The 15,075-nt window shown below is 47.7% G+C and carries 7 protein-coding genes, 6 tRNA genes, 3 rRNA genes and 1 pseudogene; all 17 read right to left on the reverse strand.

Annotated features, from left to right (window positions below; genetic code table 11):
* The 17 genes and pseudogenes from rpoB to VC159_RS00480 all read right to left on the reverse strand — a co-directional run bounded on the left by rpoB (position 1) and on the right by VC159_RS00480 (position 14,765).
* Entirely contained in the window at positions 1-4,101 is a 4,101-nt protein-coding gene (rpoB, locus tag VC159_RS00400; RefSeq protein ID WP_323472390.1) for a DNA-directed RNA polymerase subunit beta, read from the reverse strand.
* 226 nt (positions 4,102-4,327) lie between these two features.
* Positions 4,328-4,702 (reverse strand): 50S ribosomal protein L7/L12, encoded by a 375-nt coding sequence (gene rplL, locus VC159_RS00405; RefSeq protein WP_323472391.1) that lies wholly within the window; start codon positions 4,700-4,702, stop codon positions 4,328-4,330.
* Positions 4,703-4,870: 168 nt separating this feature from the next.
* Positions 4,871-5,389: pseudogene (rplJ, locus tag VC159_RS00410) on the reverse strand (50S ribosomal protein L10); the annotation flags it as partial.
* Between the two features lie 236 nt (positions 5,390-5,625).
* Complete coding sequence (rplA, locus tag VC159_RS00415; protein ID WP_215348179.1) at positions 5,626-6,327, reverse strand: 50S ribosomal protein L1; 702 nt, start codon at positions 6,325-6,327, stop codon at positions 5,626-5,628.
* Between the two features lie 2 nt (positions 6,328-6,329).
* Entirely contained in the window at positions 6,330-6,761 is a 432-nt protein-coding gene (gene rplK / locus VC159_RS00420) for a 50S ribosomal protein L11 (RefSeq protein WP_068320088.1), read from the reverse strand.
* 168 nt (positions 6,762-6,929) lie between these two features.
* Positions 6,930-7,502 (reverse strand): transcription termination/antitermination protein NusG, encoded by a 573-nt coding sequence (nusG, locus tag VC159_RS00425; RefSeq protein ID WP_215358826.1) that lies wholly within the window; start codon positions 7,500-7,502, stop codon positions 6,930-6,932.
* A gap of 7 nt (positions 7,503-7,509) precedes the next feature.
* Positions 7,510-7,887, reverse strand: a complete 378-nt coding sequence (gene secE, locus VC159_RS00430; RefSeq protein ID WP_215321267.1) for a preprotein translocase subunit SecE — start codon at positions 7,885-7,887, stop codon at positions 7,510-7,512.
* A 20-nt stretch (positions 7,888-7,907) separates the two neighbouring features.
* A tRNA-Trp gene (locus tag VC159_RS00435) sits at positions 7,908-7,983 on the reverse strand.
* A 27-nt stretch (positions 7,984-8,010) separates the two neighbouring features.
* On the reverse strand, positions 8,011-9,201 hold the full coding sequence (tuf, locus tag VC159_RS00440; RefSeq protein ID WP_114637476.1) for an elongation factor Tu: 1,191 nt from the start codon (positions 9,199-9,201) through the stop codon (positions 8,011-8,013).
* A 64-nt stretch (positions 9,202-9,265) separates the two neighbouring features.
* A tRNA-Thr gene (locus VC159_RS00445) sits at positions 9,266-9,340 on the reverse strand.
* 21 nt (positions 9,341-9,361) lie between these two features.
* Positions 9,362-9,435 (reverse strand) — tRNA-Gly (locus tag VC159_RS00450).
* A 5-nt stretch (positions 9,436-9,440) separates the two neighbouring features.
* Positions 9,441-9,525: transfer RNA gene (locus tag VC159_RS00455), tRNA-Tyr, on the reverse strand.
* 105 nt (positions 9,526-9,630) lie between these two features.
* Positions 9,631-9,744 (reverse strand): 5S ribosomal RNA (rrf, locus tag VC159_RS00460).
* A gap of 106 nt (positions 9,745-9,850) precedes the next feature.
* Positions 9,851-12,724 (reverse strand): 23S ribosomal RNA (locus VC159_RS00465).
* Positions 12,725-12,991: 267 nt separating this feature from the next.
* Positions 12,992-13,067 (reverse strand) — tRNA-Ala (locus VC159_RS00470).
* Positions 13,068-13,097: 30 nt separating this feature from the next.
* A tRNA-Ile gene (locus VC159_RS00475) sits at positions 13,098-13,174 on the reverse strand.
* 58 nt (positions 13,175-13,232) lie between these two features.
* Positions 13,233-14,765, reverse strand: a 16S ribosomal RNA gene (locus VC159_RS00480).
* Together the 16S, 23S and 5S rRNA genes with 5 tRNA genes alongside form the textbook arrangement of a ribosomal RNA operon.
* Positions 14,766-15,075: the final 310 nt, after the last annotated feature.

A 15,075-nucleotide genomic window follows, 5' to 3' on the forward strand; every position in this document is an offset into this window, starting at 1 on the left:
TCAGTTGCGCTCCATGTCAATGTCAATACCCAACGAACGGATTTCTTTTACCAGCACGTTGAAGGATTCGGGCATGCCAGCATCAATCGTGTGCTCGCCCTTGACGATGTTTTCGTAAACCTTGGTACGGCCTGCGACGTCATCGGACTTCACTGTCAGCATTTCCTGCAAGACATATGAAGCACCGTATGCTTCGAGGGCCCAGACTTCCATCTCACCAAAGCGCTGACCACCGAACTGAGCTTTACCGCCCAATGGCTGTTGCGTTACTAAAGAGTAAGGTCCGGTTGAACGAGCATGCATCTTGTCATCGACCAAATGGTGGAGTTTCAAGACGTGCATTACGCCAACAGTTACTGGACGCTCAAACTGATCGCCAGTACGGCCGTCGCACAAAATCATTTGCTGACGTGATGGAGTCATCTTCAAAGAAGTAGCCACTTCTTCTGGATAAGCCAACTCGAGCATGCGTCCGATTTCAGCTTCAGTAGCACCGTCAAACACTGGGGTAGCAAATGGCAAGCCTTGGCGGAGATTCTCAGCCAAAACATTGATCTGCTCATCAGTGAAATTGTCGATGTCTTCAACACGACCTGTTTCGTTATAAAGCTGCTTGAAGAACTTACGTAATTCAGTTTGCTTAGCGTGCTCACGAACCATCTCGTCGATACGCTTACCAATACCTTGGGCAGCCCAACCTAAGTGGGTTTCCAAGATCTGGCCAACGTTCATACGGGAAGGAACACCCAATGGGTTCAAGACGATGTCAACAGGGCGTCCGTCAGCCATAAATGGCATGTCTTCTGCTGGAGCGATTTTAGAAACCACACCCTTGTTACCGTGACGACCGGCCATCTTGTCACCAGGCTGCAAGCGACGCTTAACAGCCAAGTAAACCTTAACCATCTTCGTTACGCCAGGCTGCAAATCATCGCCCTGGGTAAGCTTGGTGCGCTTCTCTTCAAAAGCTTCATCAAACTGTTTACGCTTCGCTTCGATAGAAGATTTAATCGCTTCAACTTGTGAGGCAATTTCATCATCCGCTGGACGAACATCAAACCAATGGTATTTATCCAAATCAGCAAGGTATTCCTTGTCGATCTTGGTGCCTTTAGCTAATTTCTTAGGGCCGCCGTTGGCAACTTTGCCAATCAACAGCTTTTCTAGACGCATGAAGGCATCGCCCTCAACAATACGCAGCTGGTCGTTTAAGTCCAAACGATAGCGTTGTAATTCTTCTTGAATAATTGACTGTGCACGTGCATCGCGCTCAATACCTTCGCGGGTAAAGACTTGAACATCAATAACGGTACCGATCATTCCTGATGGAACGCGCAAAGAAGTATCTTTAACATCAGATGCTTTTTCACCGAAGATCGCACGGAGGAGCTTCTCTTCCGGAGTGAGAGTAGTCTCACCCTTTGGAGTTACTTTACCAACCAATACGTCACCAGCTTCAACTTCAGCACCGATGTAAACAATACCGCTTTCATCCAAGCGGGAGAGTTGTGACTCTGCCAAATTGGAGATATCGCGAGTAATTTCTTCTGAACCCAGCTTGGTATCACGTGCAACCACTGACAACTCTTCAATATGAATAGAGGTGTAGCGGTCGTCAGCAACAACTTTTTCAGAGATCAAGATTGAATCTTCGAAGTTGTAACCGTTCCATGGCATAAATGCCACAGTCATGTTTTGACCCAAAGCCAATTCGCCCAAATCGGTAGATGCGCCATCAGCAACTACGTCGCCGCGGACAACACGATCACCAGCTTGAACGATAGGACGTTGGTTAATGTTGGTATTTTGATTTGAACGGGTGTACTTGATGAGGTTATAAATATCCACACCAACTTCACCAGCAGCTGTCTCATCATCGTTTACACGAATAACAACACGGTTAGCGTCAACATAATCAACGATACCGCCGCGGGACGCCAAAATAACAGTGCCGGAGTCAACCGCAACAATGCGCTCTAAACCTGTACCAACCAATGGCTTGTCTGGACGCAAGCAAGGAACTGCTTGACGCTGCATGTTCGCACCCATCAGCGCACGGTTTGCATCATCGTGCTCTAAGAATGGAACGAGTGAAGCAGCAGCAGAAACGATCTGGCTAGGAGCAACGTCGATGAAATCGATGCGCTCTGGGCTAACCATCATGGTTTCACCAGCTTGACGAGCAGAAACTAATTCGTCGGCCAACTTACCGCTCTTGTCGATTGTTGCGTTTGCCTGAGCAATCACATACTTTGCTTCCTCAATCGCAGAGAGGTAAACCACTTCATCGCTTACCTTGCTATTGGAAACCTTACGGTATGGAGTTTCTAAGAAACCGTGCTCATTCAAGCGCGCAAATAACGCGAGTGAGTTGATCAAACCAATGTTTGGTCCTTCTGGAGTTTCGATTGGGCAAACACGTCCGTAGTGGGTTGGATGCACGTCGCGCACTTCAAAGCCTGCGCGCTCGCGTGTCAAACCACCAGGTCCCAATGCAGAAATACGACGCTTGTGCGTGATCTCTGAGAGTGGGTTGGTTTGGTCCATAAACTGGGATAACTGTGAAGAGCCGAAGAACTCACGAATCGCAGAAGAGATTGGCTTGCTGTTAATCAAGTCATGCGGCATGAGGTTTTCTGTTTCGGCTTGGCCGAGACGTTCTTTAACCGCACGCTCGACACGTGACAAACCAGCACGGAATTGGTTTTCAGCCAACTCACCAACGCAACGTACACGACGATTACCTAAGTGATCGATATCGTCTACTTCGCCTTTGCCGTTACGCAAATCTACGAGGGACTTAATAGTGTCGAGAATATCTTCGTTCGACAGAACCATTGGACCTTCCATTTCTGGACGGTTCAAACGGCTGTTGACCTTCATACGGCCAACGCGTGACAAATCATAAGTATCTTCGTTGTAGAACAAGCGCTGGAACAAGGCCTCAACAGCATCTTCTGTTGGAGGCTCGCCAGGACGCATCATGCGGTAGATGGCGATACGAGCAGCCATTTGATCCGCCGTTTCATCAGTACGCAATGTCTGTGAAATATACGCACCAGAATCCAAATCATTCGTGTAGATGGTTTCCAATTGTTTGATGCCTGCATCGCGCAATGTAGCCAACAACTCTTCAGTGATTTCATCATTAGCGTAAGCCAAGATTTCACCAGAATCTGGATCAACAATATTGCGTGCAACTACACGACCAATTAAATAGTCATCTGGTACAGCGATAGTTTTTGTCTTAGCAGCTTCGAGTTCGCGGATATGCTTTGCATTGATACGCTTGTCTTTTTGAATGACAACAACGCCATTCTTGTCGAGCACATCAAAGCTAGCCAACTGACCACGCAAACGCTCTGGTACAAATTCCATTGAGCCGCCATTGGCAGTCAATGAGAAATGGTCAAAGTTAAAGAAGTTAGCAAGAATCTGTTCGTTGTTTAAGCCAATTGCTTTGAGCAAAATGGTGACGGGCATCTTACGACGACGGTCAACGCGGAAATACAGAATATCTTTTGGATCAAACTCGAAATCGAGCCATGAACCACGGTAAGGAATGATGCGTGCTGAGAACAGCAACTTACCTGAGCTGTGTGTCTTGCCCTTATCGTGTTCGAAGAACACGCCTGGGGAACGGTGTAACTGAGAAACGATTACGCGCTCAGTACCGTTAATCACAAAAGAGCCGTTTTCAGTCATGAGTGGAATTTCACCCATATAGACTTCGCTCTCTTTTACCTCTTTAACCTTAGTAGGCGCTTCGCGATCATAAATAATCAAGCGAACTTTTGCGCGTAAGGCTGAGTGGTATGTGTAACCACGTTGTTGACATTCTTTAACGTCAAATGGTGGCTGTGATAACTGGTATGACACGTATTCCATACGTGCGTAGCCGTTGTTAGACACAATTGGGAATGCTGATGTAAAGGCAGCTTGAAGTCCCTCAGTAAGACGAGACATTGCCGGCTTATCAGCCTGTAAAAATTTAGCGTAGGATTCCAGCTGCGTTGCGATCAGGTACGGAACCTGGTGGTTATTTACTCGCTTAGCAAAGCTTTTACGGACTCGCTTGCGTTCGGTGAAGCTATAGTTCATTTCATCTCCGAATTCAGCGACTGTACAAAGATTTGGCGATTGGCCACTACCAATCACTGGCGGACAACACTAAACCGATAGATCTAGTGTCCGACCAAACTTGCATTCTGCAGTCGTATCAGAAGGCAAACCCGATTTCAATCAGAAATGAAATCGGGTTTGACCACTAATGGTCAAACCCAACATGGCTAACGCCCCTTTGTGAGAGGCGCCAGCATTGTGTGTATTACTTGAGTTCTGCTTTAGCGCCAGCTTCTTCAAGCTTCTTCTTAGCTTCTTCAGCAGTTTTCTTGTCAACGCCTTCTTTGATTGGCTTCGGTGCACCGTCAACCAAGTCCTTAGCTTCTTTCAAGCCAAGACCAGTAATTTCGCGAACTGCCTTAATTACTGAAACCTTGTTTGCGCCAGCTTCGAGCAAGTTAACAGTGAATTCTGTTTGCTCTTCAGCAGCAGCGCCGCCAGCTGCACCAGCAGGACCAGCAACAGCCATCGCCGCAGCTGATACGCCAAACTTCTCTTCGAACGCTTTAACCAAGTCGTTCAAATCCATAACGGACATGCTACCTACTGCATCAATGATTTCTTCTTTAGTAATCGCCATTTTTAGCTCCTAATACTTAAATAGTTAATCTGTCGCTTATTCAGCGGCAGGGGTTTCAGGTGTTTCTGTTCCAGCTTCTGGGGCTGCGGCTGCAGGCTCAGCGGCTGCTTCTGGAGCGGCGGCTTCAGCAACTACTTCTGCTGGGGCTGCTGCCGCTTCTACAACTTCAGCTGCAGGTGCTGCTACCGGAGCAGGTGCTCCAGCTGCCTTTTGTGCTGCTACTGCGCCCAATACGCGAGCCATCGCAGATACCGGTGCCAACATCACACCTAACAACTGAGATAACAACTCGTCGCGGCTTGGAATTGTTGCGAGGGCTTTTACGCCTGCAACGTCTAACAACTTGCCGTTATATAAGCCAGCAGTAATGACTAGCTTGTCTTGAGTCTTAGCAAAGTTCTGCAATACTTTTGCCGAAGCAATCGGATCAGCAGAAATGCCGTAGATCAAGGGGCCAACCATCGAATCAGCAAGAGGCTCAAACTGTGTGCCTTGTGCAGCACGGCGTGCCAATGTGTTCTTCAAAACGCGAAGATATACACCTTGGTCACGTGCGCTAGCACGTAGCTTTGTCAACTGCTCTACTGGAATACCACGGTATTCAGCGAGCACGACGGTTTGGGCTCCAGCCAATTGAGCGCCGACATCAGCAACAATCGCTTTTTTGTCTTGTACATTCAAAGGCACGGTTTAACTCCATAAAAACCAACTGTTTCCAGTTGGGGTTACACACCAGCGTCTGATCATTTGTTCACAAAGTTCTTGTGAAAATCTTTTCAGGGTCGCCATCTGCGCTGGCTATTACTTTCGTAACGATTAAGAATTAACTCTGTATTAGCAACTAATTCACCAACGGTCTTTGATGTTCGACTCTCGCTACAAGAGCGGGAGTCGACCCAAAGTTCTTTTTTGTTACAAGCTAATTAAGCTGCAGCCTGTAACGATGCTTGGTCTACGCGTACGCCTGCACCCATGGTGCTGCTTACGGCAACCTTCTTTAAATAAATACCCTTTGATGCAGGTGGCTTCGCTTTATTCAAAGCCTCGAGCAATGCGAGTAAGTTCGATTTCAATGCAGTTGGTTCGAATGAACGACGGCCAATGCTTGCGTGCACGATACCGGCTTTGTCCACACGGAACTGAACTTGACCAGCTTTTGCATTCTTAACTGCAGTAGCAACGTCAGGAGTAACTGTTCCAACTTTTGGATTCGGCATCAAACCACGTGGGCCCAATACTTGACCTAAAGTACCAACAATTTTCATTGTGTCTGGAGATGCGATCAAAATATCGAAATCGATTTTGCCGCCTTTGATTTGTTCAGCAAGATCTTCCATGCCAACGATTTCTGCACCAGCAGCTTTAGCTTGCTCAGCCTTCTCGCCTTGTGCAAAAACAGCTACACGAACATGCTTACCTGTACCAGCTGGGAGCACTACTGCGCCACGCACAACTTGGTCAGATTTCTTAGCATCAATACCCAACTGAACTGCAACGTCGATAGACTCATCAAACTTAGCAGTTGCACACTCTTTAACGAGGTTCAATGCATCGTCTAATGAATAGAACTTGTTGCGATCAACTTTAGATTGAATTGCTTTAACGCGTTTAGATAATTTAGTCATGATTAGAGACCTTCCACAGTGATGCCCATGGAACGGGCGCTACCAGCGATTGTTCTAACAGCTGCGTCCATATCGGCTGCTGTCAAATCTGGCATTTTTGCTTTAGCGATTTCTTCCGCTTGAGCACGAGTAATTGAACCCACTTTATCGGTATGAGGACGTGGTGATCCTTTTTCAATCTTCGCAGCCTTCTTAATCATGATGGTTGCTGGAGGAGTCTTCATGATGAATGTGAAGCTCTTATCAGCGAACGCTGTAATCACGACTGGAATTGGCAGGCCAGGTTCCATGCTCTGAGTTTGAGCATTGAACGCCTTACAGAATTCCATAATGTTAAGACCGCGTTGACCCAATGCTGGACCTACGGGTGGTGATGGATTTGCTTTACCTGCAGGGATCTGCAGCTTAATAAAGCCAATAATCTTCTTTGCCATGTGTGCTCCTTAAAGCGCGCCTAACCTCATTAGGAAAGACCGCTGTTGAGTAAACGCTTCGCTAGTTTTTGGCTTTCTAGCTCCGCTCCTCGGTTAAATACAAAAACTAAATAACCATCTAAAACTACTTTTACTGCTGGACTGCAAAACAGGACTAAGTCCTTGTTTTTACATCTTTTCTACCTGGCCGAACTCCAGTTCAACTGGGGTACCGCGGCCAAAAATTGTAACAGAAACGCGCAATCTTGACTTCTCATAATTGACTTCTTCGATATTTCCGTTGAAATCAACAAATGGGCCTTCTTTAACTCGCACGATCTCGCCAACCTCAAATAGGGTCTTAGGCTTAGGTTTATCCACCCCAGCCTGCATTTGATCCATGATTTTGGCTACTTCAGCCGTAGAAATTGGGCTCGGACGATTACGAACGCCGCCTACGAAACCAGTTACTTTTGGTGTATTTTTCACCAAATGCCAGCTCTCATCGGTCATTTCCATCTCAATCAGGACATATCCTGGGAAGAAGCGACGCTCAGAAACTGACTTGGTACCGGACTTGATTTCCACAACCTCTTCGGAGGGGACCAAAATACGGCCAAATTTCTCAGGCATTCCAGAACGAGCAATGCGCTCTTCAAGACCTCTTTTCACGCTTTTTTCCATCCCGGAATAAGCATGAATGACGTACCAGCGCATATTGCCGGTAGCTTGTGGATTAGTAGCTACTTCAGAATCAATCATTTTTTACTCACTTCCAGCCCAAAAAGACTGAAAAAACTAGCCATTCAATCAATTTGTCTGCAATCCACAAAAATAAGGACATGATCAGAACAAAGCCAAATACGACTAGAGTCATTTGGGTAGTCTCTTTACGAGTTGGCCAAACAACCTTTTTTACTTCATACCAAGAATCTTTTGCGTAGGCGATAAAGCGGCGCCCATCTGGTGAAATCGCCACAATCAAAACTGCAGCAGCAATACCGCCAAACAAAACAGCGAGACGAATCAACATAGATTGATCTACCAGCGTGTAGTACAAGACTAGCGCTGCAACGACGACTAAAGCAGCGAGTCCAGAGACCCAGCCGCTTTTTTCTTCAGTATGACTTGCTGTTTGATGAGACATTTTGCTTTCAGTTCAAATCGTGGCAGGGGCGGAGGGCATCGAACCCCCAACCTTTGGTTTTGGAGACCAACGCTCTGCCAATTGAGCTACACCCCTTTATAAAAACTAATTAAAACTTACTACTTAAGCCAAAATCTTTGCAACCACGCCGGCGCCAACAGTACGGCCACCTTCACGGATCGCAAAACGTAAACCTTCTTCCATCGCGATTGGAGCGATGAGTTTTACGGTAATAGTTACGTTATCACCAGGCATTACCATTTCTTTGTCTTTTGGCAACTCGATTGAACCAGTTACGTCCGTTGTACGGAAGTAGAACTGTGGACGATAGTTGTTAAAGAATGGAGTATGACGACCACCTTCATCTTTACCCAAGATATAAACCTCGGCTGTAAAGTGAGTATGTGGGGTGATTGAACCTGGCTTAGCCAATACTTGGCCGCGCTCAACTTCTTCACGTTTTGTACCGCGTAACAAGATACCAACGTTATCGCCTGCTTGACCTTGGTCGAGCAATTTGCGGAACATTTCAACACCAGTACATGTTGTCTTGAGTGTTGGCTTGATACCGATGATTTCGATCTCTTCACCAACTTTAACGATACCGCGCTCGATACGACCTGTAACTACAGTACCGCGACCGGAGATAGAGAACACGTCTTCTACTGGCATCAAGAACGCGCCGTCAACAGCACGCTCTGGAGTTGGGATGTATGAGTCAAGTGCTTCAGCCAATTTCATGATGGCTTCTTTACCCAATGGGCCTTCGTCGCCTTCAAGAGCTAACTTAGCAGAACCTTGAATGATTGGTGTGTCATCGCCAGGGAAGTTGTACTTAGATAAAAGCTCACGAACTTCCATTTCAACGAGTTCTAACAATTCAGCGTCATCAACCATGTCGCACTTGTTCAAGAACACCACGATGTAAGGAACACCAACTTGGCGTGCCAAGAGGATGTGCTCACGAGTTTGTGGCATTGGGCCGTCAGCAGCAGAACAAACCAAAATAGCGCCGTCCATCTGAGCAGCACCAGTAATCATGTTCTTAACGTAGTCAGCATGTCCTGGGCAATCAACGTGAGCGTAGTGACGATTTGCAGTCTCGTACTCAACGTGCGCTGTATTAATCGTAATACCGCGTGCTTTTTCTTCAGGAGCAGCATCGATCTGATCGTATGCTTTAGCTTCACCACCAAATGCTTTAGAAAGCACGGTTGCAATTGCTGCTGTCAATGTGGTTTTACCGTGGTCAACGTGACCGATGGTGCCTACGTTTACGTGCGGTTTTGTCCGCTCGAATTTTTCTTTTGCCATTTTTAATCTGCCTTTAGTTAACTCTTAAACCAAACACGAAATACACAATTAATAAAATCAAACATGGTGCCCATGGGCAGGATCGAACTGCCGACCTCTCCCTTACCAAGGGAGTGCTCTACCACTGAGCCACATGGGCGAAATCTAATGCAACAAATTCTGGAGCGGGATAAGAGAATCGAACTCTTGACCGAAGATTGGAAATCTGCTGTTTTACCATTAAACTAATCCCGCACATCTGGTGGAGGGGGTAGGATTCGAACCTACGTAGGCATAGCCAACAGATTTACAGTCTGCCTCCTTTAGCCGCTCGGACACCCCTCCGCGAACCCAATATTCTGACTCCAAATGGAGTTTCTGTCAATATCTCTAAACGCTTTGCACAAGTAAAAACGCCCAGACCTAAGAGGGTCTGGGCGTCGCATTGGTGCCCGGCAGTTACCTACTTTCACACGGGTAATCCGCACTATCATCGGCGTAAAGTCGTTTCACTGTCCTGTTCGGGATGGGAAGGAGTGGTTCCAACTTGCTATGGTCACCGGGCGTAGAGGGTCGAGTTGCTGATTAAATCAACAACTCTATTTGAGTAAGCATGTAATAAGGATGCAGATTAAATCTGGCAAACATCCAACACAATAGTGCTGGTTATAGGATCAAGCCTAACGGGCAATTAGTATCGGTTAGCTTAATGCATTACTGCACTTCCACACCCGACCTATCAACGTTGTGGTCTTCAACGACCCTTTATGTAGGTTAAACCTACGGGAGATCTCATCTTCAGGCAAGTTTCCCGCTTAGATGCTTTCAGCGGTTATCTCTTCCATTCATAGCTACCCTGCGATGCTTCTGGCGAAACAACAGGTACACCAGCGGAATGTCCACTCCGGTCCTCTCGTACTAGGAGCAGCCCCCGTCAAATCTCCAACGCCCATGGCAGATAGGGACCAAACTGTCTCACGACGTTTTAAACCCAGCTCACGTACCTCTTTAAATGGCGAACAGCCATACCCTTGGGACCGGCTACAGCCCCAGGATGAGATGAGCCGACATCGAGGTGCCAAACACCGCCGTCGATATGAACTCTTGGGCGGTATCAGCCTGTTATCCCCAGAGTACCTTTTATCCGTTGAGCGATGGCCCTTCCATACAGAACCACCGGATCACTATGACCTGCTTTCGCACCTGCTCGACTTGTCGGTCTCGCAGTTAAGCACGCTTTTGCCATTGCACTTTAGGTACGATGTCCGACCGTACCAAGCGTACCTTCGTACTCCTCCGTTACACTTTGGGAGGAGACCGCCCCAGTCAAACTGCCTACCATGCACTGTTCCCGACCCGGATAACGGGCCAAGGTTAGAACCTCAAATAAATCAGGGTGGTATTTCAAGGTTGGCTCCAACAGAACTAGCATCCTGTTATCAACGCCTCCCACCTATCCTACACAGACCGATTCAAAGTCCAATGCAAAGCTACAGTAAAGGTTCATGGGGTCTTTCCGTCTAGCCACGGGTAGATTGCATCATCACAAACATTTCAACTTCGCTGAGTCTCAGGAGGAGACAGTGTGGCCATCGTTACGCCATTCGTGCAGGTCGGAACTTACCCGACAAGGAATTTCGCTACCTTAGGACCGTTATAGTTACGGCCGCCGTTTACTGGGACTTCAATCAAGAGCTTGCACCCCATCATTTAATCTTCCAGCACCGGGCAGGCGTCACACCCTATACGTCCACTTTCGTGTTTGCAGAGTGCTGTGTTTTTATTAAACAGTCGCAGCCACCTTTTTATTGCAACCCTTTCGTCCTCCCCTTGTACAGGGTCAAACTACCAGGGCGTACCTTATCCCGAAGTTACGGTACAAATTTGCCGAGTTCCTTCTCCTGAGTTCTCTCAAGCGCCTTAGAATACTCATCTCGCCCACCTGTGTCGGTTTGCGGTACGGTCTTGTTAGACTGAAGCTTAGAGGCTTTTCTTGGAACCACTTCCAATTGCTTCGCGAATAAATTCGCTCGTCTCACGCCCTTGAATTACGCTACCGGATTTACCTAATAGCCATCTCCAACGCAAGAACCGGGACTTCCAACACCCGGACAACTTTCCGCGATCCGTCCCCCCATCGCATCTAACAATGGTCAAGGAATATTAACCTTGTTCCCATCAGCTACGCATCTCTGCCTCGCCTTAGGGGCCGACTCACCCTGTTCCGATGAACGTTGAACAGGAAACCTTGGGCTTACGGCGAGGGGGCTTTTCACCCCCTTTATCGCTACTCATGTCAGCATTCGCACTTCTGATACCTCCAGCATCCTTTACAAGACACCTTCACAGGCTTACAGAACGCTCTCCTACCATCACATTACTGTGATCCGCAGCTTCGGTTATATGCTTAGCCCCGTTACATCTTCCGCGCAGGACGACTCGATCAGTGAGCTATTACGCTTTCTTTAAAGGATGGCTGCTTCTAAGCCAACCTCCTGACTGTTTTAGCCTTCCCACTTCGTTTCCCACTTAGCATATATTAGGGACCTTAGCTGGCGGTCTGGGTTGTTTCCCTCTTGACACCGGACGTTAGCACCCGATGTCTGTCTCCCGTGCTTGCACTTGTAGGTATTCGGAGTTTGCTATGGCGCAGTAATCCGCAATGGACCCCACTACCATGACAGTGCTCTACCCCCTACAGTGATACACGAGGCACTACCTAAATAGTTTTCGGAGAGAACCAGCTATTTCCAGTTTTGTTTAGCCTTTCACCCCTATCCACAGCTCATCCCCTAACTTTTCAACGTTAGTGGGTTCGGTCCTCCAGTACGTGTTACCGCACCTTCAACCTGGCCATGGATAGATCAACTGGTTTCGGGTCTACACCCAGCAACTAGCGCCCTATTCGGACTCGCTTTCGCTACGCCTTCCCTATTCGGTTAAGCTTGCTACTGAATGTAAGTCGCTGACCCATTATACAAAAGGTACGCAGTCACCCCTTACGAGGCTCCTACTGTTTGTATGCACACAATTTCAGGATCTATTTCACTCCCCTCCCGGGGTTCTTTTCGCCTTTCCCTCACGGTACTTGTTCACTATCGGTCGATTACGAGTATTTAGCCTTGGAGGATGGTCCCCCCATATTCAGACAGGATTTCACGTGTCCCGCCCTACTTGTCTCTAGCCTAGTACCACTCAATAATTTTCACATACGGGACTATCACCCTTTATTGTTGGACTTTCCATTCCATTCTGTTAATTACTGAGATATCACTAGAAGGCTCTTCCCATTTCGCTCGCCACTACTCTGGGAATCTCGGTTGATGTCTTTTCCTCTTGCTACTTAGATGTTTCAGTTCACAAGGTTCGCTTCTCATACCCTATGTATTCAGGTATGGATACCACAAAAGTGGTGGGTTTCCCCATTCAGAAATCCCCGGATCAAAGCTTATTTACCAGCTCCCCGGGGCTTATCGCAGGTTATAACGTCTTTCGTCGCCTGTAATCGCCAAGGCATCCATCATGTGCACTTATTCACTTGATCCTATAACGAGCACCATTGCTAGTACCTGTTACAGGTTTACTTCTACTTCTGACATGTTTGCCGTAATCCAAACTGTAAGTACTTTGTTAAGAACTTGGTAAAACTCGTTTGTATTACTGATTGATGATTCAATCTTTACCCTTATTACATTGTCAAATGTCCTCTCAAAGAAACATTTGACACTTTGCTTACTCAAATTTTTAAAGAACAGCCATAAATGGCAAAACTAAACAATCGTTAGATCGCTTAGTTTTGACATTTAGATGATGGTGGAGGATGACGGGATCGAACCGACGACCCCCTGCTTGCAAAGCAGGTGCTCTCCCAGCTGAGCTAATCCCCCAACGTCCCACTAAGTCTTGTTTCTGGCTGGTGGTGGGTCTGGTAGGACTTGAACCTACGACCCCTGCGTTATCAACACAGTGCTCTAACCAGCTGAGCTACAGACCCGTGGCTTTTATTGTCAACCGATAAGTGTGGGCACTAGGATTCAGCATCTTTTCTCTAGAAAGGAGGTGATCCAGCCGCACCTTCCGATACGGCTACCTTGTTACGACTTTACCCCAGTCATGAACCCTGCCGTGGCAGTCGCCCTCCTTGCGGTTAGGCTAACGGCTTCTGGCAAAACCCACTCCCATGGTATGACGGGCGGTGTGTACAAGACCCGGGAACGTATTCACCGCGACATTCTGATCCGCGATTACTAGCGATTCCAGCTTCACGTAGTCGAGTTGCAGACTACGATCCGGACTACGATGCATTTTCTGAGATTAGCTCCCCCTCGCGGGTTGGCAACCCTCTGTATGCACCATTGTATGACGTGTGAAGCCCTACCCATAAGGGCCATGAGGACTTGACGTCATCCCCACCTTCCTCCGGTTTGTCACCGGCAGTCTCTTTAGAGTGCTCTTGCGTAGCAACTAAAGACAAGGGTTGCGCTCGTTGCGGGACTTAACCCAACATCTCACGACACGAGCTGACGACAGCCATGCAGCACCTGTGTTCACTTTCTCTTACGAGCACCTAATGTATCTCTACTTCGTTAGTGACATGTCAAGGGTAGGTAAGGTTTTTCGCGTTGCATCGAATTAATCCACATCATCCACCGCTTGTGCGGGTCCCCGTCAATTCCTTTGAGTTTTAATCTTGCGACCGTACTCCCCAGGCGGCTGACTTCACGCGTTAGCTACGTTACTCAGGATGTAAATCCCGAACAACTAGTCAGCATCGTTTAGGGCGTGGACTACCAGGGTATCTAATCCTGTTTGCTCCCCACGCTTTCGTGCATGAGCGTCAGTGTTATCCCAGGGGGCTGCCTTCGCCATTGGTATTCCTCCACATATCTACGCATTTCACTGCTACACGTGGAATTCTACCCCCCTCTGACACACTCTAGCTATACAGTCACAGGCGCCATTCCCAGGTTAAGCCCGGGGATTTCACGCCTGTCTTGTATAACCGCCTGCGCACGCTTTACGCCCAGTAATTCCGATTAACGCTCGCACCCTACGTATTACCGCGGCTGCTGGCACGTAGTTAGCCGGTGCTTATTCTTCAGGTACCGTCATTCCCGGACTGTGTTAGAGCCGGTGTTTCTTCCCTGACAAAAGAGCTTTACAACCCGAAGGCCTTCTTCACTCACGCGGCATTGCTGGATCAGGGTTTCCCCCATTGTCCAAAATTCCCCACTGCTGCCTCCCGTAGGAGTCTGGGCCGTGTCTCAGTCCCAGTGTGGCTGATCGTCCTCTCAGACCAGCTACTGATCGTCGCCTTGGTGGGCTTTTACCCCACCAACAAGCTAATCAGGCATCGGCCGCTCTAATCGCGCGAGGTCTTTCGATCCCCCGCTTTCCCCCTCAGGGCGTATGCGGTATTAGCACAGCTTTCGCTGCGTTATCCCCCACGATAAGGTACGTTCCGATGTATTACTCACCCGTTCGCCACTCGCCACCAGGTGCAAGCACCCGTGCTGCCGTTCGACTTGCATGTGTAAGGCATGCCGCCAGCGTTCAATCTGAGCCAGGATCAAACTCTTCAGTTCAATTCCTGTGATCCTTGCGGATCGTCGCACTCATTCAAGAAATTGACTTGGTAATAAAACCAAATCTTTTTACTGTCTATGAGTACTATTTATTTACATCTGTCCCGAAGGACTGGATGCTTTCACTTAGTACCCACAATTATCGGTTGACTAATTTTTAAAGAGGGCTGACTTGTTTTTCGTATTTCGTAAAACATTCAGCAGAGAGGTGAGACTATATCCCACATTTTTAGGGTCGTCAACACCTTTCGTACTCTTTTGCTTAAAAAAGGCTAAGTTTTTTCTTACTTTAAAAATATAGTCAATTAAA

It is taken from the genome of Polynucleobacter sp. JS-JIR-II-c23, from assembly GCF_035011225.1.
Lineage (GTDB): Bacteria > Pseudomonadota > Gammaproteobacteria > Burkholderiales > Burkholderiaceae > Polynucleobacter.